The following is a 25,838-nucleotide window of genomic DNA, read 5'->3' as shown; positions in this document are numbered from 1 at the left end:
AACTCCCGCTGGAGAAAGATTTCGATAGTTTGCTCTTCGCCCAATATTGAGGGTGGACCGTCTACGTATACGAATGTGGACGGCGTAGTGAGCGTCATGAAGCGCGCAGCGACGGGCAAATTTATCCAACACTGGGCCGGGGAGTGCAAGCAACGGGTGAATCTATCGCTCACGGCGACCGCCTGGGAACGGTTGCGGCGGCAGGCGGCGGAGCGCGGGATCTCGCGCTCGGAGATTGTCGAGCAATTTGCCCGCGCTGAGGAGCCGGACGATTCGAGTTTGGAGCGGCGGGTTCTGGATCTGGAGCGGCAGAACGAGCAATTGCGTCGCGAACTGGAGCAGGCCCGCGGCGAAGCCGCCGAGCGCCACCGGGTGGAGACCGCCTTGTGCCGCAGCGAGGCGCGCTTTCGGCAGCTGGTCGCGGAGAATCTGATTGCCATCGGCTTTGGAGACTGCGCAGGAATGATCGTCGAGGCCAACGACGCTTTTTTGCAATTGGTGGGCTACAACCGCGAAGAACTGGCGGCGGGCCGGGTGCGTTGGGCGCAGATGACCCCGCCGGAGTATCGCGAGCGCGACGAGCAGGCCATGGCCGAACTGGCGAGCACCGGCGCGTGTCGGCCCTACGAGAAGGAGTACATCCACAAAGACGGACGCCGTGTACCGATTCTCATCGGTGCCACGCTGCTTGAAGGCGGAGAGAGGGTCGCCTGCTTTGTCTTCGATCTGGGAGGACACCGGCGCGCCCGGGCGGACCTGGAGCGGGCGAATGAACGGTTTCAACTGGCGGCGAAGGCGGCGGGCTGTTTGGTTTACGACTGGGATCTCGAGGCGAACCGCGTCGAGCACGCCTACGGTCTGCTCGAGCTGCTGGGCTACAACGCCGAGGAAATCAGCGAACCTGCCCACCTCTGGTGGGCGGAGCAGATTCATCCCGACGACCGGGAGCGCGCCAACGCAGAAGTCTGGGCTGCTCTTCAAGACGCGGAAATGCCGAACTACGCCATCGAGTACCGGGTCCGCAATCGCCAGGGCCACCACATCAACGTTTGCGACCGCGGCGTTGTCCGCCGCGCCCCCGACGGCCGGGCCATCCGGGTGGTGGGCTGCACCCTCGACCTCAGCGAATCGAAAAATCTCGAAGCGCGCGTGCGCAGCACCGATGAACATTATCGTTTTCTGGCCGAGTCGATTCCGCAGATCGTCTGGACTGCCCGGCCCGACGGTGCCCTCGACTACTACAACCGGCGCTGGTACGACTACACGGGCCTCACCCCCCAGCAGAGCGAGGGCTGGGGGTGGCAGCCGGTACTGCACCCGGAAGATCTAGATCGCTGTCTGAAATACTGGCGGCAGGCAGTGGCCACCGGTAGCTCCTACGAGATCGAATACCGCTTTCGGCGGGCGGGCGACGGCGCTTACCGCTGGCACCTGGGCCGGGCGTTGCCGATGCGCGACCGCGAAGGACAGATCGTCAAGTGGTTCGGCACCTCCACCGACATCGACGATCAAAAGCGGGCGGCAGCCGAATTAGCCGCCCGCGAGCAGGCCCAGCGCTTTTTGGCGGAGGCCGCCTCGATTCTGGCTTCCTCGCTCGATTACACCGTGACGCTCGATCGCGTAGCCCAGTTGACGGTGCCGCTGCTGGCCGACTGGTGCTCGGTGGACATGGTGTCCGAAGACGGCGGCATCGAAAAGTTGGTCATCGCCCACGTCGATGCCCAAAAAGCGCTCCAGATCCGTGAGTTGCAGCGACGCTACCCCTTCGACCCGCGGGAGGCAAGCGGGGTCGCCAATGTCCTGCGCACTGGGCGTTCGGAATTCTACCCGAAAATTACCGACGAACTGCTCATCGCCATCGCCCGCAGCCCGGAGCATCTGGAGCTGTTGCGCAAAGCCGGCTTCAGCGCGGCGCTGCTGGTGCCGCTGACCGCCCGCGGCCGCACCTTCGGCGCTATCACCCTGGTGATGTCCGACTCCGGACGCCGCTACGGCCGGACGGATCTGGCCCTAGCCGAAGACCTGGCCTGCCACGCGGCCATCGCCATCGACAATGCCCGGCTCTACCATCAGGCCTGGGAGGCCAACCGGATCAAAGACGAGTTTCTGGCCACCGTCAGCCACGAACTGCGCACCCCGCTCAACGCCATTTTGGGCTGGACCCAAATCCTCCGGCGGCGCAAGCTCGATGCCGAGTCCCAGGCGCGGGCGCTTGAGACCATCGAGCGCAACGGCCGGGCTCAAAACCAGCTCATCGAAGACATCCTCGATGTCTCGCGGATCATTACCGGCAAGCTCAAGCTCGACGTGCGACCGCTCGATCTCGCGGCGGTGATCGAGGAAGCCCTCGACTCGGTGTGCCTGGCCTCGGAGGCCAAGCACATTGCCCTGCACTGCACCCTCGATGCTGAAGCGGCCTCGGTTAGCGGCGACCCGGCCCGGCTGCAGCAGGTGGTCTGGAATCTGCTGTCCAATGCGATCAAATTCACCCCCGAGGGCGGTCGCATCGACGTGCGCCTCGCAGCCGACGGCGCCAGTGCGCTGCTCAGTGTGCGCGACAGCGGCGTGGGGATTACCCCTGAAGCTTTGCCCTACATCTTTGAGCGCTTCCGCCAGGCCGACGGCTCCAACACCCGTGCCTTCGGCGGTCTTGGACTGGGTCTGGCGATCGTGCGCCACCTGGTCGAACTGCACGGCGGCACCGTCACCGCCCACAGCGACGGCCCCGGCCGGGGGGCTTTATTTGCTGTCCGCCTGCCCCGGCGGCGGCCGGGCGGGGATCGCGCCGAGGGTGGCCTTGCGGCCTAAATCGATAGGCCCGATCGATGCGTCGGATGGTTGGTTGTACCGCCGATTGCTGATACTATCGCAATAGATCTTAAGAATCTGCCTGACCTGCAACCTGCCGCACCCGCGGGAGTACTCTTTGCAAGCGGAGGGCAAGGTCACTGCGGGTCTACGTCGGCTGGGCCGACAGCTTCCATCCCTATCCTGAACGTTCGGGTTCGTGGCGCTTTCGCCGCTTCGGCGGCCGGAGGCTCACTGCGCTGTGCCCAGCTTTCGGGGTCAAGCAACCGCAAGAGGAGTGAGCGTTGACGATCGATACGCCGGCGGCGGGCATCCGCACGCACAACCGCAAGTTACTGCGCCAACTGGAGCGGGTGACCTACCGCGAGGTGCTCAGTACCATTCCCAAAAAATGCTTCGAGCGCGACACCCTGCGCGGCCTGGGGGCGGTGGTCCTGCACCTGGGGGTTCTGGCCGGTTCTTACGCGCTTTTTGCCGTCTCTCCGATCTGGCTGGCGCCGCTCTTTTGGGTGTGGATCGGCACGGTGCTGTGGGGCAACTTCGTGCTGGCCCACGACTGTGGTCACCAGTCCTTCTCGCCCTACCGCAGGCTCAATGCGCTGGTGGGCCATGGGCTGCTGCTGCCGACGCTCTACCCGTTTCACAGCTGGCGGATCATGCACAACCGCCACCACGCCTGGACCAACCACCAGGACAACGACAACAGCTGGCGGACGATCGCCCCCGAGACTTACGCGGGTATGAACGACTTCAACCGGTTTTTTTATCGGCATGTCCACACCTGGGCCTGGTGGTTCGCCTCGGTCATTCATCTGTTCATCTTCCACTACGACCAAAAGAAATTCCTCCCCCAGGAGCGGCCCGAGGCGCGCTTTTCGATTGCAGTGAACGTCGTGTTTGCAGCGGTCGCCCTACCGGGCTTGTTCTGGCTCACCGGTTTTGGGGGGGTGCTCAGTTACTGGGTGCTGCCGTGGCTGGTCTTTCACTTCTGGCTGAGCACCTTCACCCTTATCCACCACAACCATCCGGACATTCCCTACTTCCCGGAGGGCGAGTGGACGCCGCTGAAGGCGCAACTGTTCGGCACGGTCCACTGCGAGTACCCCTGGTGGGTCGAACTGGTGGCCTACCGCATTGGCGTGCACATCCCCCACCACCTCTCGACGGCGATCCCGTACTATCACCTCGACGAGGCCCACGCCGCCCTCAAAGCCCGCTGGCCGGAGTACGTGCACGAGGCGCGCTTCACCTGGCCGTATCTCAAATCGATCGTCACCACCTGCCACCTGAGCGGTCCGGAGGGCTATCATCTGCCCATCAAACGCGCCCGGGTCGTAAGGGGCCGCAAATAAAAGCCCCGGCGGCTCAAAGCCACCGGGACCAACAGAAGAGGTGTAGCTATCGAATGGGGGGTTAACCCTGGCGGACCGCTTCGAGGGCGTCAAGGTAGCGCTGGGCGTGGGCCTTCTCGACGGCACCGAGGGCGCCGAACTGCTTGGAGGCGCGCTTGAGCATCTTCAAGAAGCGCTCGGCATGCTCGCGCGACTCCTCGGCCTGCTCGGCGAATTCCGCCGCCGCCGCCTGCTCGTGCTCGGTAACCGCCTCCTGCTGAAAGGTCGGGTACATCTCGTTGGTCTCGTACAGCTCGCCCTCGGCCGCCAGCTCCAGGAGCTTCTCCACCGTCAGGGTGCCGGGCGGATGAACCAGGCGCAGGTGGGCAAAGGCGTGGCCGGTCTCCTCCTCAGCGGTCTTCTCAAAAAGTTTGGCCACCTCTTCGTTGCCCAATTCGCGGGCGACCGAGGCGAAGTAGAGATACTTGCGGTTGGCCATCGACTCGCCTGCGAAGGCGGAGTGCAGGTTTTCCTGGGTCTTGCTGGTGTTGCCGTTGGTGGTGGTCATGGTTATCTCCCTGGTGTATGGCGTTGCAAACTAGAACAAGTCTTAAATAAGAATCGTTCTATGACTGGTCCCTGAAAAAAGGTCGCCTGGGCGACCTTCTGGGAATAGTGGATTACTGGCCGTGGCTGGTGGCCTGGCATTGGCGGCAAACGCCGCGCACGATCACTTCGACATTTTCGATGTGCGGATAGCGCGCGGCGATCGGGCTGAGATCCAGCGACCGGAACGACTGCCAATCGATATCGTCGAAGCGCCCGCACACGCGGCAAATAAAGTGATGGTGGGGTTCGATGTTGGCGTCGTAACGCAGCACCCCCGCCTCGTGGGTGACTTCGCGCACCAGCCCGACATCGCGCAGGGTGCTGAGGGTGTTGTAGACGGTAGCCCGCGAGGTCATCGGCAAATTGCGGTTGAGTTGCTCGACCAACTGATCGGCGGTGGGGTGGTCCTCGGTCTGCTGCAAAAAACGCAAAATCGCGTAGCGCTGGGGGGTGACCTTCAGACCTTTTTGCTCAAGTAGCACTGCGGGGTCGACCATCTTGCCTGTCCCGGCAAAGGGCCGGGTTTGCGATTACAAATTTAGAATAGATCTAATTTGAGAGTGTGTCAAGATCGGTTGGCAAAAATACCCGTACACTGGCGTGGCGATGGTGCGAGGTGGTGCCCTTTATGGCGGCGGTAGCGGTGGTCGGAGCGGGCAAATCCGGGCAGGCGGCGGCGCGGTGGTTGGCGCTTGGGGGAAGACGGGTAGTGCTCTGGGATGGCCGCGACAGCGAGGCATTGCGGGTAGTTGCCGGGGCATTGGCTCCGTTCGGTGTCGAGGCGGTGCTCGGCCGGGAATTCGTGCCCGAGGAGCCGGATTTGAGCCTGGTGGTGGTGAGCCCCGGGGTGCGTTGGGATCATCCGGGCTTGGTGGCGGCGCGGGCGCGGGGAGTCACGGTGACCGGCGAGGTGGGCCTTGCCTGGGAATCGCTCTCGCATCGCCGGTGGCTTTGTGTGACGGGCACCAACGGCAAGACGACCACCACCGCCCTGGTTGGCCACATCCTCAAGACGGCCGGTTTGCGGGCACCGGTCTGCGGCAACATCGGCCGTCCCGTCACCGACTTGCTGCTGGAGCCCGAAGATTACGACTGGATCGTCGCTGAATTGAGCAGCTTTCAGATCGAAAGCGCTCAGGGGATACGCCCGGAGGTGGCGGTGTGGACGACCTTTACTCCCGACCACCTCAATCGCCACGGTACCCTGGAGCGCTACGCGGCGATCAAAGCCGGGTTGCTGATGCAAGCCCGGCGCGCCGTGCTCAACGGTGACGACGCCTACCTGGGGGCCCGACGCTCCGCCTGGCCCGACGCCTGGTGGACGTCTACGCAAGCTCCGGCGGCGGTCAGTCTCGCCGGGAAAGACATTTGCATCGAAAACCGGCCTGTACTGCCGGTGAGCGCCGTGCGCCTGCCCGGGGCGCACAACTTGCAAAACGTGCTGATGGCCGTGGCCGCCTGTCATCTGACGGGAGTCGGCGACGCAGCGATTGCCTCGGGTGTGGCGAGCTTTATAGGGGTGCCCCATCGCCTTGAAGCAGTGGGCGAATACCGGGGAGTGCGCTTTATCAACGATTCGAAGGCCACCAACTACGACGCCGCTCTGGTAGGGCTCACCGCCGTCCCGGCCCCGAGCGTGCTCATCGCCGGCGGTCAGGCCAAAACCGGCGAAAGCGGACCGTGGCTCCGGGCCATCGCCGAGCGCTGTGCGTCCGTGGTCCTCATCGGCGAAGCGGCGCCGCTGTTTGAAAAGTGGCTTCGAGCACAAGATTATCGGGCCGTCTACACAGCCCATACCCTGGAGCGGGCGGTGCCTATGGCTTTCGAGCAGGCCCGCGCCCAAGGGGCACAGTGCGTGCTGTTTTCACCCGCCTGCGCCAGCTTCGATCAATTTCGCAATTTTGAGGAGCGGGGCGATCGCTTCCGCGCCCTGATCGCCGCGCTCGCAAGCTAGGACGGGTCGCGCTCGATGATAAAAAGCAATGCCGCCGCCGCCATAAAGGGCACCACCAGGGTGGTGATGATCACCAGGGCCGGGAACACGTTGTAGGACTGCATGGTAGACCTCCTGCCGGTGCTTCAGCCTCAGAGTATAGCGCCTCGGGCGGCGCAGGCCGTCTGCTTTACAACTTGTTAAGAAGCCGACGCGCCAGCCCGGCGACTGCGCTCTTGACCCGGTACCGCCGCCTGTGGCATGCTCCCCTGAGCAGTTTGGCAAGCAAAGTTCAGGAGGAAAATATGGAGCCCCGTCATCCCGAGCACTGGTCGATCCGCATAGCCCGTCCAGGGCGCGAACCGGTGATCACCGACGTGAGGCCGGCGGCGGCAGTATGCGCGGCGGTGCTGGCGCTGGTGGGGCTTGTTGCGGGAGTGCGTCTGGCGCTTAACCATTTCGAGCGCACCGTGAGCGGCTTTGAGCGCACGGTGACCAGTGAGCGCGAGCGCAACGCGGCACTCGAGGTGCAGGCGGGCCGCCTATTGGGTAAGCTCGAGCAACTCGAAGCGGAGGTGCGCTCTTTGCAGCGCCAGGCGAACCTCGCCCCCACCATCGACGCTACCGGACAGGGCGGAGCGGGCGGCGCCGAACCGGGGGCCGGAGCGGGAATGATGCTTTCGATCGCCAATTTGCGCCTCGACAAACTCTCAAAGGCGATGCGCGCCAAAAAGACGATCGCCCTGGCCCTGGCGGAGCGCTCCGCCCGCCCGGCGGGATTACCCGTGGTGGGTGCCCGCCTTACCTCGGGCTTCGGGCCGCGCCGCGATCCGGTGATGGGTGGCGTCGAATTGCACAGTGGCCTCGATTTTGCCGGCCCCTACGGTCTGCCCATTCGCGCCACCGCCCCCGGCCGGGTGAGCCGGGCGGGCTGGGGTAACGGCTGGGGTCAGCATATCGTCATCGATCACGGCTACGGCTTTGAAACGCTTTACGCCCACCTTTCGCGCCTCGAAGTGCGTGCAGGCGACAGCGTGGGGCGCGGCGAAGTGGTGGGCCGCATGGGCAGCACCGGCCGCTCCACCGGCACCCACTTGCACTACACGGTCTACCTCGACGCTCAGGCGGTCGATCCGAGCCCGTACCTGGGCGAAGCGCCGCCTGTTCCGGCGCTATGACATGCCGATCACGTACTTGCGCCACTCTTCGTTAATGCCGCCGCGCAGGTGTTTGGTGATCTCGAAGTGCAACGAACTATGGGGCCGGCGCGGCATGGTGGTCAGGGGCATGGCCGCCTCCTTGGGGGTGCGGTTGCCTTTTTTGATGTTGCAGCGCACGCAGGCGGTTGTCACGTTCTCCCAGGCGTCCTCTCCCCCCTTCGACCGGGGCACGACGTGGTCGATGGTGAGATCCTCTTTGGAGCCGCAGTACTGGCAGGTGTGACCGTCGCGGTGCAACACGTTGCGGCGGGTGAGGGGAATTTCTTTATAAGGGACCTGTACGTACTGCCTCAGGCGGATCACCGTGGGAAGCGGAAAACTGCTTTTGAGGATCCTGCCGTTGTGCTCGACCTGCTCCGCCTTCTCTTTGAGCAACAGCACCACCGCCCGACGCCAACTGGTAATATTCAGCGGTTCGTACGAAGCATTGAGAACGAGCACTTTACCCATATATGGATGTTAGAGCAGTGCTGTACAAGGTTTGCCAGATCTTAACATGTTGTCGAGCGAACCACGGCACGGTCATCGATACACGGCTGCGCGCTTTATTTTTTGGCGGCGGTCGCCTGGGCAGCGGCGGTAGCGCAGGCGGCGGCGGCAATTGCAATAAAGTCGGAACGCCTTTCGCAGCAGCGGGCGGCGGCGAATCGGGCATGGGTGCGGCAGGTGGCTTCCAGAGCACCCCGGGCACAAAAAGCCGCTCGCCCATCCGGCAGCCGTTCAGCTCAAAAAGCACCTCGCCGCGCACGCGAAAGCGCGCCGCTACCTCCGGGAAGCCTTCGCCCGGCTCCGGACGGTACAAGATGCCGTCGCGCGGCAAGATCACCAGCGCGTCGCCGTTGCGCACGGGCCGCTTCTGGATGGCGGGGTTCGCCCCCAGCACGGTTTCGAGCTTAAGGGCGCGGGCGCGGGCGATCGAAGCGGCGCTCTCGCCCCTGGCGGCAGTGTAAGTTTCAATGGGCAAGCCGCCGCAGGCTGCCTCCGGCTGCACCTGGGCCAGCGCCGCCCCCACCCCAATCGCCACACCCCAGGCCCATTCCATCGGCTAGTTTTGCGGTGAGTCGGCTTCGTGCCACAGGCGCGTCAACTTCAACCGCCAGACCTGCAGCGTCAGCTCGCGGTCCTCGCGCGTCGACTGCAAGGTGCCGAGCACCCCTTCGTCGTAGAGCCGCTCCAGTAGTTGCAACGCCTCTTCGAGGGTCTTGGCCTGGTCCTGCAGGGCCACCACGATCTGGCGCAGCTTGGCGTCGGCCAAATCTTCAAAAGCTTGCTGGAACCCCCGATCGTGCAGTTGTTGCAGTTGCTCGACGGCCGCTAGGAGATCTTCGCTGCCGATCGTGGAGAGGCGGTGCTGGTACATGCCCCATAACAAACCGTTCTGAAAGGCAAAGCGCGCCTCGCGGGTGCGGTCAAAATTGGCTTCCAACAGCTGCGCGGCCAGAGGCATCGCCTCCTCCTGGGGCACCAGCGGAATCATCATCCGCAGCCAGTCGCGCTCGACGCTGGTGAGCACCAACAGCCGCCACTGACCGGTTTCGATCTGCCACTGGCCGGGGGCCATCTCGCTGAGGGTGCCGCCGGCCACTGCCAGGGTCTGTTGCAAGGCCGTCAAATCCAAAGGGCGCCACCAGAGAATATTTACCCAATTTTACCGCCCGGTAGTCGAACGGGCCTGCACAGGAGACACTGTAACCTGACCTTTGCCCTGATCCAATGCGCGACTGGCTTGCCGCTTTGTTGTTCTATACCGCTTTACCATTGCCCCTGGGCCCGGTGTCCTTCGATCGCATCGCCCGCTGGCTGCCGGCGGTGGGCCTGGTGGTGGGCGGCCTGAACGCCGGGGTGTACGCGCTGCTGTTGGCGCTGGGGTTTGCAGCCCACCTGGCCGCGCTGCTTGCGGTCGTGGCGGGGTTGTGGATCACCGGCGGGCTGCACCTCGACGGGCTCATCGACACCGCCGACGGTTGGGCCGCAGGCCCCGAGCGGCGTCTTGCCGCCATGGCCGACAGCGCCGTGGGTGCCTTCGGGGTGATGGCCGCCGTTGCCCTGTTGGCCGCCAAGACCTCTGCCCTGGCCGATCTGGCCGGTGCTGCCGCCCCCGCGGCCCTGGTGCTCGCGGCGGTCTCCGCCCGCTGGGGACAACTGGTCACCATCGGTTGGTTTCCCTATCTCAAAAGCGAAGGCAAGGGCAAGTTCTTGAAGGACAACACCCACTGGCCCGCCGACGGCTGGTTCGGTACTGCCTGGTGGCTGGCGAGCCTGATCGCCCTGGGGAGCGTGTACCCGGCGGTGGCCCTTGCCGCCGGAATCGGAGGGGCACTCGGTGCCCTGCTGGGCGGAGCGCTCGTCGCCCGCCGCTTCGGCGGCCACACCGGCGACACCTACGGAGCGGTGATCGAAGTGGGGGAGGCGGTGGCGCTGGTGCTTGCCACCCTCGTCTAACCGACCTGGGACAATCCCGCCAACGCCCTGAGTTTGCGTTCGCTGCGCGCAGTGGTGACGTGACCCGTCGCTGCGAACCCGGTAGAGAAGAGCGGTTCATCGGCAGGCGCATCGCTTACCGGAGTGACGATCGGCTGCCAGACTTCCTTGAGCACCAGGCGCTGAAATTCGCGATCGAAACTGAGGCGAGGTTGACCGCGCCGCTGCCAGCAACGCAAAATTTGACCGACAGAGGTCAGTTTGTAGCGGCCCTGGTGCAGCGATTCGACGATGGCGAGCAGTATCCACTCGCGCCCGTACTCCACCTCCCAGTCGGCCAGCACGATCCCCAACCGGCTGGAATTGAACTCGAACCCAAAGGAGTGCAGTACTTCCTTGGCATCGGTATCCTGCAATACAGGCTTGTTAGGAGTGAACATACGTTAAGGCATTTTTAATTCCAAGTATTTTAACACCGTTTTGCAAGGATGTTATCCACAAAACAGAGAATTGGTACCGCCCAAACTGCTAGGCTTTGGGCGTTATCGACGAGGGTAGGAGCATGGTCCAGGCGAGTGCCGCGCGCCGGGCGAAAGTGGTGTTGATCCCGGTGGTTTCTGAGGGAGGGCCGGAGGCAGCCCAGGGTATCCAGGCTGTGCTGGAGGCCAGCCTGGTCATCGAAGCATTCGATGAAGAATTGCGCGCCGATCCGTTCGCGGTCGGCATCGATGCGATGCGCGCCTTTTGGGACGAGCCGCCCTTTGCCAATGCCGAGCAGGCGGTCGGGATTGTGCTCGACCACCGACAGTTTGCCCTAGTGCTGGCGGGGGAGCGCACCCTCAGCCTCGGAGCGGTGCGGGCCGCCTGGAAGCGCCACCGCGATCTGGCCGTGGTGCAGGTGGCCGCCCACGCCCAACTGCGCAGCGAGGTCGAAGGCGATCCCTACGGCCCCTGGTGCCTGGCGGCCCGACTCGGAGACTGGGGGTTGCCGGTGGTGCAGGTGGGGGTCCGCTCCCTCAGCCGTGCGGAATGGGATTGGTACGAAGCCCAGGGCCAGGATCGCCACCGCATCTTCTGGTCCCGGCAATTTCGCGCCCACTGCCCGGAGGCCCAAAGTTGGGATGTGCCCGAAGTGCTCGCAGCGATTGAACCCGAACGCCCGCTCTATTTGAGCATCGACATCGGCGGCCTCGACGCTCCGATGGCGGCGATGGCCGAGCACCCCGAGCCCGGCGGACTGGGTTGGTTCGCGCTGCTGCGGCTTTTGCGCGCGCTTTTCGAGCGCCACGCAGTGGTGGCCTGCGACCTGAGCGGCTTTGGCGCCGAGGCTTCCCCGGCCGCCAGTGCCCCCCTCGCCCGTCTGTTGCACAAGATCGTCGGCTACAAGTTTTACGGCGGCCGAGGCTGACTTGACGGCGGCTATCCGCGGACGCCATGCTGTGCCCAGCATTGGGATGACCTATGAACCGCGAAGCCGGAATGCCTCTGCATACGCGTATATTTATCGGTCTGGCCGTCGGGCTGGGGCTGGGGCTGCTGTGCAACATTGTGCTGCCCGGTGACCCGCGCGTGCAGTGGGTGGTGGCCAACGTCGCCTACCCGGCGGGCCAGATCTTTTTGCGCTCGATCTTTATGATCGTTATCCCTTTGATTTTCACCGCCATCGTGCTGGGAATAGCCGATCTCGGCGACATCAAAAAAATCGGCCGCATCGGCCTCAAGACACTGCTGTTTACGGTCGTGATTACCGGCATCTCGGTGCTCATCGGCCTGACGTTGGTCAATACCGTCAAGCCGGGTGTGGGTCTATCTGAACAGAGCCGCACCGCGCTGATTGGTGCCCTTAGCAATAACGAAAAAGTTTCGGGAATCGTCACCTCCGCAGGCGAGGCGAAGACACCGATCCAGACGCTGGTCGAAATTATTCCCCGCAACCCGCTTGCCGATGCGGTCTACGCCTTTGATCCCGAATACCGCGGCGGCGGGTTGCTGTCGGTGATGTTCTTTTCGGTAGTCTTCGGTGTGGCGCTTGCCGTGAGCGATCCCCGGCGCACCGCACCCCTGGTGCAAGGGTTACAGGGGCTCTACGACGTGATCATGAAGATCATCGAATTTGCCATGAACCTCGCACCCTACGGCGTGGCGGCCCTTATCTTCACAACAGCCTCCCAGCTCGGTTTTGAAGTCATCCTGGTGTTGCTCAAGTACGTGCTGGTGGTGATCGCTGCCCTTGCCATCCACCAGTTTGTCACCTACGGTCTTATCGTTCGTTTTTTCGCTCGCCTCAATCCGCTCAAATTCTTTCAAAGCATCCGCGAGGTGATGCTGACGGCTTTCTCCACCAGCTCCTCCAATGCCACGCTGCCCACGGCCATCCGCGTCAGTTCCAACGAACTCAAACTCAACCGCGACATCGCCAACTTCGTGCTGACCGTCGGCTCGACCGCCAACCAAAATGGTACAGCTTTGTACGAAGGAATCACGGTTTTGTTTCTTGCCCAGTTCTACGGTGTGGAATTGACCATTGGCCAACAATTGACCGTCGTGCTCTTGTCTATCCTGGCCGGGGTGGGCACGGCGGGCGTTCCCGGCGGCTCGCTGCCCCTGGTGGTTCTGGTGCTGCAGACAGTCGGAGTGCCTGCCGAAGGCATCGGCATCATTCTGGGGGTGGACCGCATTCTCGACATGTGCAGAACCGTGGTCAACGTCACCGGCGACATTACCCTGGCCGCCTGTGTCGATGCCAGTGAGAACAGGGCCTCCGCCAAAGATACCGGTGTGGCCTGAGAGCCGCGCGTATCGGTCGCGTCCGCCGTACGCACCTCCCCCACGATCGCCTCCCCCGGGTGTTCCCTCTTACTTTAAAAACAGAAAATGGTATTGGCCTATAAGTACCATTTTCACTAAAAGACTGGACAAGCTTGCGTATGTTGCTTAAGTATTGTTCCATAGGCAAGTTCAAATCGCCCAGTGAAAGCTGCGGTTTCTGCCGAGGTCACCCGATACAGCCTGTGCAAGTTTTTATTGGTTAATTCATCGATTACTTCTTGAACAGGAGCTAGATCGAGTCCATCTGTTTTCTTCGTTGCATTACAAACTGTCTTGTATTTACTGGCAACACCTTGTTGATCTGCCTTCCTACGCATGTTCTGTGATTGCTCCGTGTCCTTCCAAAACGTAAGAGGTGTGTTGTGCGCCGAGGATTCCTAGATAACTTCCTACTCCGTTTGTTTCTAATCGGTCTACATCGGCTTCTTTGTTCTGATGGGCAGCGCCTTTGTGTTGGGCCTGCTGCACTGCAGGAGGAGCCGCAGACGTGTCAGGTATAATTTATTTTTGGCCGCGGATGGCTTGCTGTCGCTAAAAGTCCCGCCCCAGGGGGCTGTCCATAGCCTGTGTTGAACTGCGTTGCAGGCGGTTCGGCCGATAAATCATCGCATTTTGCATCCGTCGACTGGGCCGTCATCATCGCAGAACCCTCCTCTCGGTGGGACCCTGTCGTCTATAACCGTTGCTTCGTCCGCCCAGATTGAACACCTTTGAGTGCGCTGGGCAGGCAAGTTGACCGAAGCTTTCGGCAGATTTTCTGCTCGATAGGCTCGGCGCAAGCGTTCACTCCAATAGTTTGCAAACCAATCCATAGAGTTAAATCATTCGGTTGTTTTCTTGCCAAACTAATTACCCTCAGTCGTTGGCACTTCACAAACACCGGCAAAGAATAGTACTTAGGTGCTAACTTCGCTATAGTACTGGACAAAACGCGATTTATTGATTCAGTATTATCGCAAGGAGACAGGCATAGTTGGCATAGGATTCCAACCCGCTCTTCGACAGTCTTTGCGAAATTTTATCGACTTGCATGCCAGATTTGGGCGATGCCTGTCTTGCAAAGCATGCGCCGTTACTGCCTATTGGCGAGCGAACGCGGCATCGATTTTTTGTCCCAGACGTTGATTGAATTGCCACGTAAAAGATTGGCCATTTGTCCCTTTCCGACACGAGGAGTAGTCATGCCCGGAAAAAGAGCGCACTACGCCCGAGCCCTCGCCGCCAAGTGTCCCTATTGCGGACAGCGCGTTCATCGCCTCAACAGCCAGAAGTTTTATTTGCAGTCGGAGGAGAGCGCGGACGCCGATGCTCCCGACGCCGATGCTGCGAAAACCGAGGCCCAAAAGGTCACCCCGGACCGCAGTTGGATCGAGGAATTCTACTGTCCGGAGCACGGCCGATTATGGCTTCACATCGAGCGCCTTGCCGATGGAACGGTGCGTTCCCGGCTACCGGAGGCCTCGGAGTGGAAAAAGACGAAGCTCACGATCGACCCCGACCACATCAATCCCTCCGTCAGCGCCTACACGCTGCGCCACAGCCGGCAGGCCAGCCCACGCCTGCTGCAGCGGTATTTATCCTGATTTGGGCAAGACTAGTTCGCACTTCTTGAATTCTCGGTATCCTCGTCGGTTCAGATTGAACACCAGCTGAGTGCGCTGGACCGGCAGGAGGGAACTTGCATCCGCATGGATGGGGTTCCAGAAGTGCGCCGGAAATCTCTTTTGCCGAAGGGGAGTCAGCCGACGGCTCTTTCTCTCGACACCGCCCTTGCAGTTGGACATTTTGATGCCCAATGCCGCCCCGAACAGGCGGTTTTTTGCTGTTTTTGCCTTGGAGGAAATCGCCATGCAAACCCAAGCGTACCTTTTTGATCTGTCGGAATATCAGTGGCAGTTGATTGCGTCGTACATTCCGCCTGCCAGGTTCGGCGGCCGGCCGCGCTCCGCCGACACCCGCGCCGTCGTGAGCGCCATCTTTTACAAAGAGATGACGGGCTGCCCCTGGCGGCAACTTCCGGCCGATCTGCCGCCGTGGCCCACGGTGTATGCGTATTTTCGCCAATGGCAGGACAGCGGTGTCTGGCGGCGCATCTGCAGTGTGCTCGACACACGCTTTGCGCGGGAAAGCTCCGCAGCGTAGCCCGAAACGGCAGGCGCATCGAGTAGGGCTAGGTATTGATAATTACTGTACTCTCACACATCCCATGGAAATTCTCACACGCAAATCCGAGTTGCGCGGCTTTGCTCCCTCGCCGGCGAACAAGCGCCTTCTCGATACGTTGGCGGCCCTGGTGGGCCTGGTGTTGCTGGCGCCCGTGTTTGCCTGCATCGCCGTGGCCATTCGTCTCGATTCGCCCGGTCCGGTGTTTTTCCGCCAGGGACGTCGAGGCCTGGGCGGCCGGACCTTTCGCGTCTGGAAGTTCCGGACGATGGTCATCGACGCGGAGGCCCAACTGAGTCGCTTGGAGCAGTTCAACGAATCGGAAGGCGGAGTGCTTTTCAAGATGAAAGACGACCCGCGCATCACCCGTCTGGGCCAGTTCCTGCGGCGCACCAGCCTTGACGAGTTGCCGCAACTGCTCAATGTGCTGGCAGGCGAGATGAGCCTGGTGGGACCGCGACCGCTGCAGGAGCGCGACTGCCGCAAAGCCGGCGCCGGTTTTGACAGCAAGCGCCTCGCTTTGCGCCAATCGGTCCGGCCGGGAATCACCGGCCTGTGGCAGGTGCGCGGCCGCAGTGAGCTGAGCTTTGAGCAGATGTTGCAACTGGATCTCGAATATATCGACAACTGGTGCCTCAGCCAGGATCTGGCGATTCTCTGGCAAACCGTTGTCGTGGTGTTGGCTAAAAAAGGCGCCTACTAGGAAAAACCTGCCATGAACGATGTGCAACCCGGCGATTGGCGCACCCGCTATCTGCTTGAATGCATTCCGCAAATCAGTTGGATGGCGCGTGCGGACGGCTGCTTCGAGTGCGGCAACGGCCGCTGCTTGGAGTTTACCGGTCTGAACCTGGAACAACTGCGGGGCTCGGGCTGGCGCTCGGTGGTGCACCCGGAGGATCTGGGCCGATGGATGGTGCATTGGCAAGCCGCGGTGCGGGTCGGCGAACCTTACCGGTTGGACTACCGCCTGAGGCGCCGCGACGGTGTTTACCGCTGGCATCTGCTGCTGGCTCGACCGGTCTACGACGGCGACGGCCTGGTGATCCGCTGGTTCGGCACCTGCACCGATATTCACCGCTACAAACTTCTCGAATTGTCGGTGCACGAGCGCGAAATTGGGCCTGGGCTTTCTGACGACCCTGCCTGACAGCGAGCCGACCTGATTTGTCCGTGTCCACATTATTTATGCCCATCGCAAGGAGCATCCATGAAAGTAGGGGTTATCGGCACCGGTTACGTCGGCCTGGTCACAGGCGCCTGCCTGGCCACCATCGGCCATCATGTCGTGTGCATGGACAACAACACCGCCAAAGTCGAAGGCTTGCGCCAGGGCGTCATGCCCATCTACGAACCCGGGCTCGACGCGTTGGTCGCCGCCGCCGTCGCTACGGGGCAGCTGCAGTTCACCACCGAGATGGCCGAGACCGTTCGCCCGAGCGATGTGGTCTTCATCACCGTCGGTACCCCCTCCAGGGCGGACGGCTCACCGGATCTTTCTGCCGTGCGCGCCGTGGCCCGCGCGATCGGCGCCCACCTCGACGGACGCTTTCGGGTGGTGGTGAATAAATCGACCGTGCCGGTGGGCTCCGGTAACTGGGTGCGCATGCTGGTCGAAGACGGCGCGAACCTCGCCGCCGCCACCGCCGGAAGCAGCCACTACACGGGTAACGGTCTGGCGGTGCTCTCGCCTGGGGAGCCGCCGAACTTCAGTGTGGCGAGCAACCCGGAATTTTTGCGTGAAGGCAGTGCCGTCTGGGACACCTTCAACCCCGACCGCATCGTCATCGGTGCGGAAGATGTCAAAGCGATCGCCGTCATGCGCAAGCTCTACGCTTACTGGCTTGCCCCCGAGCAAGCCGATCGCGAGCCGGTGCCGATGGTGGTGACGGACTTGGCCTCCGCCGAGATGATCAAGTACGCCGCCAACGCCTTTCTGGCCACCAAAATCAGCTTCATCAACGAAATCGCCAACATCTGCGAACGGGTCGGTGCCGATGTCACCCGCATTGCTGAAGCGATCGGACTCGACAAGCGCATCGGCCGCTCGTTTCTGAACGCCGGGGCGGGCTGGGGCGGTTCGTGCTTTCCAAAAGACGTCTCGGCCCTGGTCTCGACGGCGGCTGAGTATGGCCACGACTGCGAGTTGCTGAAGGCGACCTTGTCGGTCAACGAGCACCAGCGCCAACTGGTGATCGAGAAATTGCAGCGGGAGCTGCGCATTCTCAAGGGTCGGACGGTGGCGCTGTGGGGATTGGCCTTCAAACCGCACACCGACGACATCCGTTGCGCGCCGGCGTTGGCGGTGGCGGAGCATCTATTGAATCTCGGTTGCCGGGTGGTGGCCCACGACCCGGTGGTGACGGCGGCCCAGGTGCAAGGTCAACTGCCGGACTTGCAAGTGGCGGGTAGTGCTCTGGAGGCTGTCCAGGGGGCCGATGCGCTGTTGGTGATGACCGAGTGGCCCGAGTATACGCGGGTGAATCTGGGGGTGGTGGCGGCGGGACTGCGCCAGCCGGTAGTCATCGACGCGCGCAACTGCCTCGACCCGCAGCAGGTGGTACAGGCGGGTATGCGTTACTCGGGCGTCGGTCGCTAGCCACAGGCATCAAGGGAGCGAAATCCATGACGATATTTAGGCAAGCGCGCTTTCCGGTAGTCCATCGGCCACCTTCCAGTGGCGGCGAACCGCTGGTCAGCGTGCTCATCTGCAATTACAACTACGGCCGCTTCGTCGGTGAAGCGATCGACAGCGTCCTGGAGCAGACCTATCGCAACATCGAACTCATCGTGGTAGACGATGGTTCCACCGACGACTCCCGCCAAGTCATCGGTGCGTACAGCGGCAGGCTGAGGGCCGTCTTTCAGCAAAACGGCGGCCAAGGCGCAGCCTTCAACAGCGGACTGGCCGAGGCCCGCGGCGAGATTGTCTGCTTTTTGGACGCGGACGATTACTTTCACCGCGAAAAAGTTGCCCGGGTCGTGCGGGCTTTTGCCGAGCACCCCGAATGGGTGCAGCTTGCCCACAACTGGATTTCCGTCGACATCGACGGCCGGCCGATGGGCCGCAACCCGGTGCGGCGCTTCACCCGCGGCGATATCCGCACGCTGCTGTTGCGCTGGGGCCGCTACGGTTGGGGGATCACCTCCGGACTGAGCTATCGGCGGGTGGTGCTCGAACAGGTGCTGCCCATCCCCAAGCGTCCGCGCGCCGCGGATACCTATCTGACGGCGACGGTGCCTTTTTATGGCCAGGTGGGCGGGATCGCCGACCAGCTGATGTACTACCGGGTGCACGGCAAGAACCGGCGCGCCCGCAGCGACAACCTGCCCTACCTGCTCCAGCAGCGCGAGGACACCTGCGTCTGCATCAACACCGCTGCCCGCGACTCGGGATTGGCGGAGCGCTTCGACATCCGCTGCGACGGAGATTATCGGGGCTTCAAGGCCCTCGAAAGCGGCGGCGGCTCCTGGAGCGATGCCTTCGGAATTTGCTGGTTGTCGCTGCAGGAATTTGCCGCACTGCGGCGCAAGCCGGCCGAAGCACTCGCCAGACTCGCCCAGCGCCTCGGTTGTGTGCTGTTGCCGCCCGAGCAGTCCCGGGGGCTGTTGCGCCTCGGGTTGCAGGGCTATGTGCGCTCGCGGCTGTTCGGTGCGCAGGCGTCTTCGGGAAAAAGCTCCTGAACTTTCCGCCAGGACGAACCACCCAACCGCTTCATTTATTCATGAGGAACAGTCATGGTCAAACGCTTTGCTGCCGCTCTGCTCGCCGGTGTGCTGGGCGGCGCCTGCCTGGCTCCCGGAGCCGTCGCAAGCACCCTCAGCGCCTTCGACCGGATCTCGGTGATCGTCACCAACGGCGAAGAATTCAGTTCCCAAAGAGGCGGCCGCGGCGATGAAGGCTACCTGGTCGGCGCCGACGGCAACATCTTTATCTACCGCCTGGGCAGCATTGCAGCTGCTGGCCGCGAGGAGGTCGAACTGCAACAGGAGATCACCGAGCGCCTGCGCGAGTACTTCAAGGTGCCCGAGGTGACCGTGCGCCTGATTGGTGTCAGCCCAATCAACGTCGATGTCGCCGGAGCCGTCTACCGGCCGGGGCTGATTACCGTCAAAGCCAACGGCGACACCCCGAGCGGCGCTTCCTCGCGGACGGTCTTCAACGCCATCCAGAGCGCGGGCGGCGTGCGGCCGGACGCGGACCTGTCGCGCATCCGCCTGGAGCGCGCGGGCCAGTCGCTGGTCCTGCCCCCCGGGCAGGACGCCCCGGTGATCTACGGCGACCGCGTCATTATCGATCGGCTCGCCGCCGGTCAGGCGCCGGTCCTGCACGTCGCCACCCAACTGACCCCGGCAGAAATTACCGTCTACGTCTCCGGCACCGACGCGCGCGAAAACCAGGGACCGGTGAAGGTCAAACCCGGCACGACCCTATCGGGGGCGCTGACCGCTGCCGGCATCTCAGGAGAATCCTACCTGCGCGAGGGCCGCAAAGTGGCGCTCATCCGCCGCGACCCGGTCGAAGGCAAGCGCGAGGTGACCTCCTACGACATTGCCGGAGTGATGGGCGGTGAGAGCGACCCGCCCTTGTGGGACGGCGACGCGATTGCGATCACCGCCGGTCCTTCCCAGAACACGATGGGCTTTTTGGACATGCTCAGCCCCCTGCTCAATCCTTTGGGATTCATGCTTCGCGCCTTTATCCGCTGACGGAGAAACAACCATGCACGTAATTCAGGTTCTCAAGCGGCACTGGCGGCCGTTGCTGGTGCTCAATGGCCTGGTGCTGGCAGCCACGATCGGGGTGGCCTGCTACTACCCGCGCACCTGGACGGCCACCACCCGGATCATCCTCCCCAGTACCAACAAAAATGCGGAAATCAGCCTCGGGGCTTTGGGCGAAGTGCGCGAGACCGGCACGTCGTTTTCGAGTGAAGTGAACGCCCTCAAGGTGCAATCGGCAATTCTGACCAGCAGCGAGGTACTCTCCAAAGCCTGGCAGGCCGACCCGCAGCGCGAGAAATATCCGCAACTGGGTAGCTATGAGAAGTTGTTCAAGGCCGTTCCCCAAAGCCAGACGACGATCCTGGCGGTGGAAGCCAAAGGCAATGCGCCCGAGGTTGCCGAGGCGCGGGCGGACCTGGTGGTACGCTCCTACGTGGCCCGGCTGGAGGAGTTGCGCAATGCCTACGCAGCTTCGCGCGACACACTGTCGCAAAAAGAACTCGATCGCGCCCGCCGCGAACTGACCCGGGCGGAAGCTGCCCTGGCCCGCTTCAAGCGTTCGACCGGACTGGTCAATACCGATCAGCAGACCGGCGGGTTGGTGGGGGTGATCAGTTCTCTGACCACCAGCCAAGCCCAGGCCGTCGCCGAGGGCACCGCCGATAAAGCGCGCGCCCAGATGCTCACCGCCCGCCTGGGCATGGATGCCCCCCAGGCGATGCGCGCCCTGCGCCTGGGGGAGAGCAAAGAGTACCAGGCGATGCGCCTGAAACTCAGCTCCCTCGATACGGCCCTGGCGGAGGCCAGGGGGCTCTACACCGAAAAACACGCCCGGGTGCAGTCGCTGCTGGTGCAGCGCGAGGAACTGCAACGCTCGCTGCGCGAGCTGTTGGCGAAGGTTGTTCCGGCAAGCCGCACCGAGCGTGCCCTGGACGATTCGCTCGCCGGCGGCGGCAACCGCGACAGCCGCATCGACTTAATTTTGTCGCTGCTTGAAGCCGAGCGCGCCGCCGAGGCCCGCTCACGCCAGAGCGCCCAGTTGGGCCGCACCATCGAGCAAGCCACCGAGCGGCTGAGCGCCATCTCGACCCGCCAGGCGACCTTGCTGGATCTGCAGCGGCGCTACGAACTGGCGGAGGCGGCCTACAAAGCGATCGTCGCCCAGATGCAGCAGGCCCGCCTGAGCGCCTTCAACGCCTTCCCGGATATCGAAGTGCTCGATAAAGCCTACTCCAACCCGAAAGAAGCCAACCCGAGGACGCTGCTTATCGCCCTGGGCGGGCTGGTCGCCGCCGTCTTCGGCAGCCTGGGACTGATCTTGCGCAAAGAAGCGATCAATCCGCTCCTGGGCCCCAAGGACCTGCAAAGTGTCGAATTGCCGGTGCTCGCGCGCCTGCCCCGCACCAAGGGCTTGTTGCCGTCGGGCGATCCGCCCCGGCTCGAATCGCGGCAGCTCGCCTCCACCGTCAGCCTGATGGATCTGCCCAACCGGCGGCTGATGATCACCAGTTCCACCGCCGGGGAAGGCAAGACGACCCTCACCCTCGGGCTGGCCAACGCCCTGGCGGAAATGGGTTTTCGGGTGCTGCTCGTCGATGCCGATTTTCGCCAGGCGAGCCTCAGCCGTCTGCTGGGCCATGGTCCCCAGGTGGAGGGAACCCAGGCGGAGCCCGTCTCGGTCATTGCCGATCTCGATCTGGTACCGGCGCTCGCCATCGAGGACACCTCGACCGCCTTTTTCGTCCAGGGTGGTTTCGAACGTTACCTCGACGATGTGCAGACGGACGGCTACGACTACGTGCTGGTGGATAGCCCCCCCATCAGCCTGACCAGTGAGGCGGCCTTGATGATCCCGGCGGTGCGCAACGTCTTGTTTGTCGTCCGCCCCGGGGTGAGCGGCCGCGACGCGGTGAGTGAGAGCCTCGATCGCCTCGTCCGCCACAATGCTCGTCTGGTGGGGCTGGTGGTCAACGACGTGACGACCCGCCAGGAGGGCTACCGCTACAGTTACGGGCGCTATGGGCGGCAGAGCCTCGAGGTGGCCCCATGAACCAGGCCGTCTCCACCGCCATCCGCCGCCGGCCCTGGCAGGAGATCAAACTGCCGGGTCTGGGGATCAGCTGGTCGATGCTCTCTGCCGCCGAGCGGCTGGTGATGCTCTATATCGCCCTGCTGCCGGCCTGGTGGGTGAGCGGTCTGTACCGCTATATGCCCGCTTTGACCCTGGCGGGGGTGCTGTATGTCACCATTCGCCGGGAGGGCCGCTGGCCCTTTGGGCGTCCGAGTCCGGCGGTGGTGGCCCTGCTGGCCTTCGCCGGTTATCTGTTGCTCTTTCCCGCCCTGGGCGGCACCCTCGCGCCTGGTTTCATTCTGCAGACGGTACTGTTTTATGTGATGCCGGCTCTGCTGCTCTGGTGCGTCCAGGGCAGCGGCGTCAAAGTCCGCTTCCCGGTGGCTGCCTGGGCACTTTCGGTGAGCGTCCTGCAGATGGTCTTGATCTGGTTGGTCTTTCACTTTGTCCTGGGGGAGCCCAGCTTTACCCCGCCGCGCACGCTGCTTGCCACCCTCAACGACAAACCCACCGACTACGACTTTCACGATTACGGCGAGGGCAGCGGCAAGGCGAACTACCTGTACTTCTACAGCGCCGGGGATCGGGCCTTCGCCGGGTTGACCCGCTACATGTTCTTCTTTTTGACCCCGGAAATCTTTGGGCTGGTGGCGGGGTATCTGGTGCTGGTCGCCCTGGATCTGAAAAATCGCCTCTGGTCGCTGGCGCTTTTGGGCGGCAGTTTGTTCCTGCTGCTGCTCAGCGGCTCGCGGGCGGTGCTGCTGGCGATGCCGCTGGTGCTGCTGTTGCGCTACGCGGTTTCACTGGGTAAAGAGCGCGGCCCGGCACTTTTGTGCATACTGGTGGCAGCGCTGGGCTTTACCTGCCTGGCGGTGCCGCCGGTGACCAATTTTCTAGTCGACACGACCGTCGGCACCGTCGAAGCGGCCAACGACTTTCGGGCCGGTTCGACCCGCGTGCGCATGCTCATCTACGAGCGTACCCTCGATCGTATCCCCGATGAGCTGTGGACCGGCCACACCGAGCCGGGCGAGCCGGTGTTTTCCTCCTTCAGCCTGGGCCGGGTGGGCAGCCATAGTTTTATTTTGGGCAATCTGCTCTACCGCTCCGGGGTACTGGGCACGGCCCTGTTTGTCCTCTTCTGGTCGGCGCTGTGCTGGTGGTTTTTTCGCACCCGCCGCGGACGGCCGCTTTCGAGCTTCGGGCTGTTGCTGCTGCTGGTATTGCTCTCGCCGCTGATGGTCTTCGGCTCCGAGCTGGTGGGCATGCTCATTTTGCTTGCAGCTACGGTCTACACACCTTCCACTTCTTCCCCAGGAGGAACCCGCCGTGGATAAACCCTCGGCCCTACCACGCAAATTGTTGATCCTGCCTGGTTATTGCGATTCGCTCGGCGGCACGATGGTGACGCTGGAGGCAATCTTGACGGGATTTCGAGCGGTCCGCGCCGAAGGACAGCTCTGTGTGCTGGTCCGCGCCGGCTCGTTTATGGAGCAGTACCTTCAGGAACGGGGGCACACCTGCGTGGTGGCCCTGCCCTCGGCGGACCAACCGCGCTTCTGGCTCGACGCCCTTGGGTGGGCGATGGCCCAGCCCAGCGATCACCCGCTGCTGTTGGAGCACTGGGTGGATCGGCGCATGCTGCCCTTGCTCGCCTCGGTGGCTTTGCGCCTGCGCTTGAGCGGCAGGCTGGTGCTGCACTCCTGCCACGATCTGGCCCTTTCTTTTCAGCCGTTGGGTTTCTGGGCGCGCCGACTGACCTTCGCGTTGCTCGCCCCCCGGGTGATCTGCAACTCGCTCTATACCGCCAAGCACGTGCGGGCGCTCATGCCTCGGATCGAAGGAATTTTGCACCCGCCTATCGACACCGAGCGCTTCAGCTGCCGGCCTGTCCCGGTTGTACCGCCGGAACTGCTGCCTATCCTCCGCCCGGGGGTGCGGTTGATGCTTACCCCTTCGCGCATCAGCTCCGCAGGCCGGATGAACGACAAGAACCTGCGCGCCCTGCCGCGGGTGCTGGCCAGCCTCAAAGCCGCCGACCGACACTACCACGGGGTGGTGGTCGGCGACGATTTGTCCCCCGGCAAGGTGCAGACGCAACTGCTCATCGAGCAGGCCGCCCACGAGGGGGTCGGCGATCGCTTTACGGTGCTGCCGCGCACCACCGCCATCGAGCGGTACTTCCAGTGCGCCGATGTCGTGGTCACCCTCGCCCCGCGCGAGCCGTTCGGGCGGACGGTGGCGGAGGCGGTGGCCTGCGGGGTGCCCGTCGTGGGCAGCAACAGCGGCGGTATCCAGGAAATTCTTCACCACTTCGCCCCCGAGTGGACGGCGGATCCCGCCGATCCCGCCCAGGTCGCCCGGACCATTCTCACCGTGGCGAGCGACCCCGCCACCCCCGAGCGGCTGGCCCGCGGTCGGCGATGGGTAGAACAAAACTGCAGCGCCGTCCACTACGCCCGCCGTCTGTTGGCCCTTACGAATCTGGCCGCCGGCGAGGACCGTCCCGTCCCGTCGCTCACCCGCCGCTGACCCACCGACAGAGAATCGCCCCGATGCTGACCAAAACCCAGTCCAGGCTCCGCGAAGTGGGTATTTACCGCCGGGTCTACCCGCTCGCCTCCGAAGCGTTCATCACCGAACAGGCCAGCAGCCTGGTGCGCTACCGGCCGACGTTCATTCTGTGCACGCAGCTGGCAAACGCCGCCTTCCCGAGCGTCGCCCTCAACCGGCGCGACCGGTGGGGGCTGCGCCAGGCGCTGTTTTTGCTCACCCGCTCGCCGCGCTTATTTGAAGGCCGCGATTTTGGACGATTGGATCTGCTGCACGCCCACTTCGGACCGGACGGCATCTACAGCCTGCCTCTGGCCGAGCAACTGGCCATTCCGCTGCTGGTGACCTTTCACGGCTACGACATTACCGTGAAGCGCAACTGGCTGGCCTTTCGCAGCCCGCTGTTCTATCAGCTGATGCTGCACGAGCGGCAATTGCAGCGCAAGGCGGCGGGCTTCATCGCCGTCTCCCGCTTTATCAGAGCGAAGTTGATAGCGGGCGGCTACCCGGCGGAGCGTGTCGTCCAGCACTACATCGGGGTGGACACCGCCAAATTTGCCCCCGGCTGCGAGCGGCCCGCCGAGCGCTATATTCTCTGCGTCGGGCGGCACACCGAGAAAAAGGGCCTCGACACGTTGCTTGCCGCCTTCGCCCGCATCGCCCATCGCCACCCCGACGTCTCGCTGGTGCAGGTGGGTACCGGTGCCCTCACCCGCCAGTTGCACGCGCAAAGCGCCGCCCTCAGGCTCGCGGGACGGGTGCGTTTTTTAGGAGCCTTGCCCCACGCCGAAATCTTGCGCTGGATGCGCGGGGCGGAGATCTTTGCTCTGCCCAGCCAGACCGCCCGCGACGGCGACAGCGAAGCGCTCGGCATCGTCTTCAACGAGGCGGCGGCCTGTGCCGTACCGGTGGTCTCCACCCGCCACGGCGGCATCCCCGAAGCGGTCCTGGACGGCCAGACCGGATTTTTGGTCCCCGAGCGCGACAGCGCAGCACTTGCCGAGCGGCTCGAAACCCTGTTGGCCGACCGCGCCCTGGCCCGGACGATGGGGCGCCGTGCCCGCGAGTTCGCCTGCGAGATGTTCGATATTCGCAAACAGGCCAAAAAGCTGGAACTCATCTACGACAGTCTGAAGTAGAACCGTTCGGCTTGCAAAATAGTATTTCTAATCTGC

26 protein-coding genes are annotated in these 25,838 nt (G+C 63.3%); 18 read left to right on the top strand and 8 right to left on the bottom strand.

What is annotated here, in order from left to right; all coding sequences use genetic code 11:
• Positions 1-75 precede the first annotated feature (75 nt).
• Positions 76-2,808: a PAS domain-containing protein gene (locus tag GLL_RS23335; protein ID WP_011143725.1), complete on the top strand. Its 2,733-nt coding sequence runs from the start codon at positions 76-78 to the stop codon at positions 2,806-2,808.
• Between the two features lie 284 nt (positions 2,809-3,092).
• A complete protein-coding gene (locus GLL_RS19260; protein WP_011143724.1) occupies positions 3,093-4,160 on the top strand; it encodes a fatty acid desaturase in 1,068 nt (355 codons plus the stop codon).
• Between the two features lie 61 nt (positions 4,161-4,221).
• Here GLL_RS19260 and GLL_RS19255 read toward each other — a convergent pair whose 3' ends face one another.
• Complete coding sequence (locus tag GLL_RS19255; RefSeq protein WP_011143723.1) at positions 4,222-4,707, bottom strand: rubrerythrin family protein; 486 nt, start codon at positions 4,705-4,707, stop codon at positions 4,222-4,224.
• A gap of 112 nt (positions 4,708-4,819) precedes the next feature.
• The gene (locus GLL_RS19250) at positions 4,820-5,245 is read right to left on the bottom strand and encodes a Fur family transcriptional regulator (protein ID WP_011143722.1); all 426 of its coding nucleotides are present in this window, start codon (positions 5,243-5,245) and stop codon (positions 4,820-4,822) included.
• 65 nt (positions 5,246-5,310) lie between these two features.
• Here GLL_RS19250 and murD point away from each other — a divergent pair, with 65 nt between their 5' ends.
• Both murD and GLL_RS19240 read left to right on the top strand, forming a co-directional pair.
• A complete protein-coding gene (gene murD, locus GLL_RS19245; protein ID WP_197530045.1) occupies positions 5,311-6,702 on the top strand; it encodes a UDP-N-acetylmuramoyl-L-alanine--D-glutamate ligase in 1,392 nt (463 codons plus the stop codon).
• A gap of 284 nt (positions 6,703-6,986) precedes the next feature.
• Positions 6,987-7,859, top strand: coding sequence for a M23 family metallopeptidase (locus GLL_RS19240; RefSeq protein ID WP_011143720.1), 873 nt, complete (start codon positions 6,987-6,989; stop codon positions 7,857-7,859).
• Here the strand turns inward: GLL_RS19240 and GLL_RS19235 are convergent.
• From GLL_RS19235 to GLL_RS19225, 3 genes are read right to left on the bottom strand one after another with little or no spacing between them, the layout of a single operon-like run.
• On the bottom strand, positions 7,854-8,351 hold the full coding sequence (locus tag GLL_RS19235) for an HNH endonuclease (RefSeq protein ID WP_011143719.1): 498 nt from the start codon (positions 8,349-8,351) through the stop codon (positions 7,854-7,856). The genes GLL_RS19240 and GLL_RS19235 overlap by 6 nt on opposite strands.
• Positions 8,344-8,943 carry a hypothetical protein gene (locus GLL_RS19230; RefSeq protein WP_011143718.1) on the bottom strand — a complete coding sequence of 200 codons (600 nt, stop codon included), beginning with the start codon at positions 8,941-8,943 and terminating at the stop codon, positions 8,344-8,346. Before GLL_RS19230 ends, GLL_RS19235 begins: the two co-directional genes overlap by 8 nt.
• Before the next feature lie 3 nt (positions 8,944-8,946).
• Positions 8,947-9,519: a hypothetical protein gene (locus tag GLL_RS19225; protein WP_164929368.1), complete on the bottom strand. Its 573-nt coding sequence runs from the start codon at positions 9,517-9,519 to the stop codon at positions 8,947-8,949.
• A 95-nt stretch (positions 9,520-9,614) separates the two neighbouring features.
• On the opposite strand from GLL_RS19225, the gene cobS reads away from it, so the two are divergent.
• The gene (gene cobS, locus GLL_RS19220) at positions 9,615-10,343 is read left to right on the top strand and encodes an adenosylcobinamide-GDP ribazoletransferase (RefSeq protein WP_011143716.1); all 729 of its coding nucleotides are present in this window, start codon (positions 9,615-9,617) and stop codon (positions 10,341-10,343) included.
• Here cobS and GLL_RS19215 read toward each other — a convergent pair.
• Positions 10,340-10,762, bottom strand: coding sequence for a hypothetical protein (locus GLL_RS19215; protein ID WP_011143715.1), 423 nt, complete (start codon positions 10,760-10,762; stop codon positions 10,340-10,342). The two genes, cobS and GLL_RS19215, sit on opposite strands and share 4 nt — an antisense overlap.
• A gap of 122 nt (positions 10,763-10,884) precedes the next feature.
• On the opposite strand from GLL_RS19215, the gene GLL_RS19210 reads away from it, so the two are divergent.
• The gene (locus GLL_RS19210; protein ID WP_011143714.1) at positions 10,885-11,730 is read left to right on the top strand and encodes an arginase family protein; all 846 of its coding nucleotides are present in this window, start codon (positions 10,885-10,887) and stop codon (positions 11,728-11,730) included.
• A 53-nt stretch (positions 11,731-11,783) separates the two neighbouring features.
• The gene (locus GLL_RS19205; RefSeq protein WP_011143713.1) at positions 11,784-13,109 is read left to right on the top strand and encodes a dicarboxylate/amino acid:cation symporter; all 1,326 of its coding nucleotides are present in this window, start codon (positions 11,784-11,786) and stop codon (positions 13,107-13,109) included.
• A gap of 116 nt (positions 13,110-13,225) precedes the next feature.
• On the opposite strand, the gene GLL_RS19200 is transcribed toward GLL_RS19205, so the two are convergent.
• Positions 13,226-13,468 carry a hypothetical protein gene (locus GLL_RS19200; protein ID WP_164929367.1) on the bottom strand — a complete coding sequence of 81 codons (243 nt, stop codon included), beginning with the start codon at positions 13,466-13,468 and terminating at the stop codon, positions 13,226-13,228.
• 864 nt (positions 13,469-14,332) lie between these two features.
• Here GLL_RS19200 and GLL_RS19195 point away from each other — a divergent pair.
• The gene (locus GLL_RS19195) at positions 14,333-14,734 is read left to right on the top strand and encodes a hypothetical protein (protein WP_164929366.1); all 402 of its coding nucleotides are present in this window, start codon (positions 14,333-14,335) and stop codon (positions 14,732-14,734) included.
• Here the strand turns inward: GLL_RS19195 and GLL_RS19190 are convergent.
• Positions 14,726-15,001: a hypothetical protein gene (locus GLL_RS19190; RefSeq protein ID WP_164929365.1), complete on the bottom strand. Its 276-nt coding sequence runs from the start codon at positions 14,999-15,001 to the stop codon at positions 14,726-14,728. The genes GLL_RS19195 and GLL_RS19190 overlap by 9 nt on opposite strands.
• Here GLL_RS19190 and GLL_RS19185 point away from each other — a divergent pair.
• The 10 genes from GLL_RS19185 to GLL_RS19140 all read left to right on the top strand — a co-directional run bounded on the left by GLL_RS19185 (position 15,000) and on the right by GLL_RS19140 (position 25,802).
• A complete protein-coding gene (locus tag GLL_RS19185; RefSeq protein ID WP_011143711.1) occupies positions 15,000-15,293 on the top strand; it encodes an IS5 family transposase in 294 nt (97 codons plus the stop codon). The genes GLL_RS19190 and GLL_RS19185 overlap by 2 nt on opposite strands.
• Before the next feature lie 64 nt (positions 15,294-15,357).
• Entirely contained in the window at positions 15,358-16,017 is a 660-nt protein-coding gene (locus GLL_RS19180; RefSeq protein ID WP_164929364.1) for a sugar transferase, read from the top strand.
• 12 nt (positions 16,018-16,029) lie between these two features.
• Positions 16,030-16,464, top strand: a complete 435-nt coding sequence (locus GLL_RS19175; RefSeq protein WP_011143709.1) for a PAS domain-containing protein — start codon at positions 16,030-16,032, stop codon at positions 16,462-16,464.
• Between the two features lie 60 nt (positions 16,465-16,524).
• Positions 16,525-17,913, top strand: a complete 1,389-nt coding sequence (locus tag GLL_RS19170; protein WP_011143708.1) for a UDP-glucose dehydrogenase family protein — start codon at positions 16,525-16,527, stop codon at positions 17,911-17,913.
• A gap of 26 nt (positions 17,914-17,939) precedes the next feature.
• Positions 17,940-18,998 (top strand): glycosyltransferase family 2 protein, encoded by a 1,059-nt coding sequence (locus tag GLL_RS19165; protein WP_011143707.1) that lies wholly within the window; start codon positions 17,940-17,942, stop codon positions 18,996-18,998.
• Between the two features lie 54 nt (positions 18,999-19,052).
• Positions 19,053-20,024: a polysaccharide biosynthesis/export family protein gene (locus tag GLL_RS19160; RefSeq protein ID WP_011143706.1), complete on the top strand. Its 972-nt coding sequence runs from the start codon at positions 19,053-19,055 to the stop codon at positions 20,022-20,024.
• Between the two features lie 13 nt (positions 20,025-20,037).
• Positions 20,038-22,089 carry a GumC family protein gene (locus GLL_RS19155; protein ID WP_011143705.1) on the top strand — a complete coding sequence of 684 codons (2,052 nt, stop codon included), beginning with the start codon at positions 20,038-20,040 and terminating at the stop codon, positions 22,087-22,089.
• Entirely contained in the window at positions 22,086-23,447 is a 1,362-nt protein-coding gene (locus GLL_RS19150) for an O-antigen ligase family protein (protein WP_011143704.1), read from the top strand. The genes GLL_RS19155 and GLL_RS19150 overlap by 4 nt, the downstream gene beginning before the upstream one ends.
• Positions 23,440-24,642 carry a glycosyltransferase family 4 protein gene (locus GLL_RS19145; RefSeq protein WP_011143703.1) on the top strand — a complete coding sequence of 401 codons (1,203 nt, stop codon included), beginning with the start codon at positions 23,440-23,442 and terminating at the stop codon, positions 24,640-24,642. The genes GLL_RS19150 and GLL_RS19145 overlap by 8 nt, the downstream gene beginning before the upstream one ends.
• Before the next feature lie 23 nt (positions 24,643-24,665).
• A complete protein-coding gene (locus GLL_RS19140; RefSeq protein ID WP_164929363.1) occupies positions 24,666-25,802 on the top strand; it encodes a glycosyltransferase in 1,137 nt (378 codons plus the stop codon).
• Positions 25,803-25,838: the final 36 nt, after the last annotated feature.

The sequence above is a fragment of the Gloeobacter violaceus PCC 7421 genome (assembly GCF_000011385.1).
GTDB classification, from domain to species: domain Bacteria; phylum Cyanobacteriota; class Cyanobacteriia; order Gloeobacterales; family Gloeobacteraceae; genus Gloeobacter; species Gloeobacter violaceus.
This window is presented reverse-complemented; position numbering and strand designations above follow the sequence as displayed.

Bases quoted from the DNA above. Each gene is read 5' to 3' on its own strand.
- GLL_RS19140 (WP_164929363.1), top strand. From the start codon at position 24,666: ATGCTGACCAAAACCCAGTCCAGGCTCCGCGAAGTGGGTATTTACCGC.
- GLL_RS19210 (WP_011143714.1), top strand. From the start codon at position 10,885: ATGGTCCAGGCGAGTGCCGCGCGCCGGGCGAAAGTGGTGTTGATCCCG.
- GLL_RS19165 (WP_011143707.1), top strand. From the start codon at position 17,940: ATGACGATATTTAGGCAAGCGCGCTTTCCGGTAGTCCATCGGCCACCT.
- GLL_RS19205 (WP_011143713.1), top strand. From the start codon at position 11,784: ATGAACCGCGAAGCCGGAATGCCTCTGCATACGCGTATATTTATCGGT.
- GLL_RS19195 (WP_164929366.1), top strand. From the start codon at position 14,333: ATGCCCGGAAAAAGAGCGCACTACGCCCGAGCCCTCGCCGCCAAGTGT.
- GLL_RS19255 (WP_011143723.1), bottom strand. From the start codon at position 4,707: ATGACCACCACCAACGGCAACACCAGCAAGACCCAGGAAAACCTGCAC.
- GLL_RS19185 (WP_011143711.1), top strand. From the start codon at position 15,000: ATGCAAACCCAAGCGTACCTTTTTGATCTGTCGGAATATCAGTGGCAG.
- GLL_RS19160 (WP_011143706.1), top strand. From the start codon at position 19,053: ATGGTCAAACGCTTTGCTGCCGCTCTGCTCGCCGGTGTGCTGGGCGGC.
- GLL_RS19240 (WP_011143720.1), top strand. From the start codon at position 6,987: ATGGAGCCCCGTCATCCCGAGCACTGGTCGATCCGCATAGCCCGTCCA.
- GLL_RS19170 (WP_011143708.1), top strand. From the start codon at position 16,525: ATGAAAGTAGGGGTTATCGGCACCGGTTACGTCGGCCTGGTCACAGGC.
- GLL_RS19230 (WP_011143718.1), bottom strand. From the start codon at position 8,943: ATGGAATGGGCCTGGGGTGTGGCGATTGGGGTGGGGGCGGCGCTGGCC.
- GLL_RS19155 (WP_011143705.1), top strand. From the start codon at position 20,038: ATGCACGTAATTCAGGTTCTCAAGCGGCACTGGCGGCCGTTGCTGGTG.
- GLL_RS19180 (WP_164929364.1), top strand. From the start codon at position 15,358: ATGGAAATTCTCACACGCAAATCCGAGTTGCGCGGCTTTGCTCCCTCG.
- GLL_RS19215 (WP_011143715.1), bottom strand. From the start codon at position 10,762: ATGTTCACTCCTAACAAGCCTGTATTGCAGGATACCGATGCCAAGGAA.
- GLL_RS19175 (WP_011143709.1), top strand. From the start codon at position 16,030: ATGAACGATGTGCAACCCGGCGATTGGCGCACCCGCTATCTGCTTGAA.
- GLL_RS19190 (WP_164929365.1), bottom strand. From the start codon at position 15,001: ATGGCGATTTCCTCCAAGGCAAAAACAGCAAAAAACCGCCTGTTCGGG.
- GLL_RS19250 (WP_011143722.1), bottom strand. From the start codon at position 5,245: ATGGTCGACCCCGCAGTGCTACTTGAGCAAAAAGGTCTGAAGGTCACC.
- GLL_RS19200 (WP_164929367.1), bottom strand. From the start codon at position 13,468: ATGCGTAGGAAGGCAGATCAACAAGGTGTTGCCAGTAAATACAAGACA.
- GLL_RS19235 (WP_011143719.1), bottom strand. From the start codon at position 8,351: ATGGGTAAAGTGCTCGTTCTCAATGCTTCGTACGAACCGCTGAATATT.
- GLL_RS19150 (WP_011143704.1), top strand. From the start codon at position 22,086: ATGAACCAGGCCGTCTCCACCGCCATCCGCCGCCGGCCCTGGCAGGAG.
- cobS (WP_011143716.1), top strand. From the start codon at position 9,615: ATGCGCGACTGGCTTGCCGCTTTGTTGTTCTATACCGCTTTACCATTG.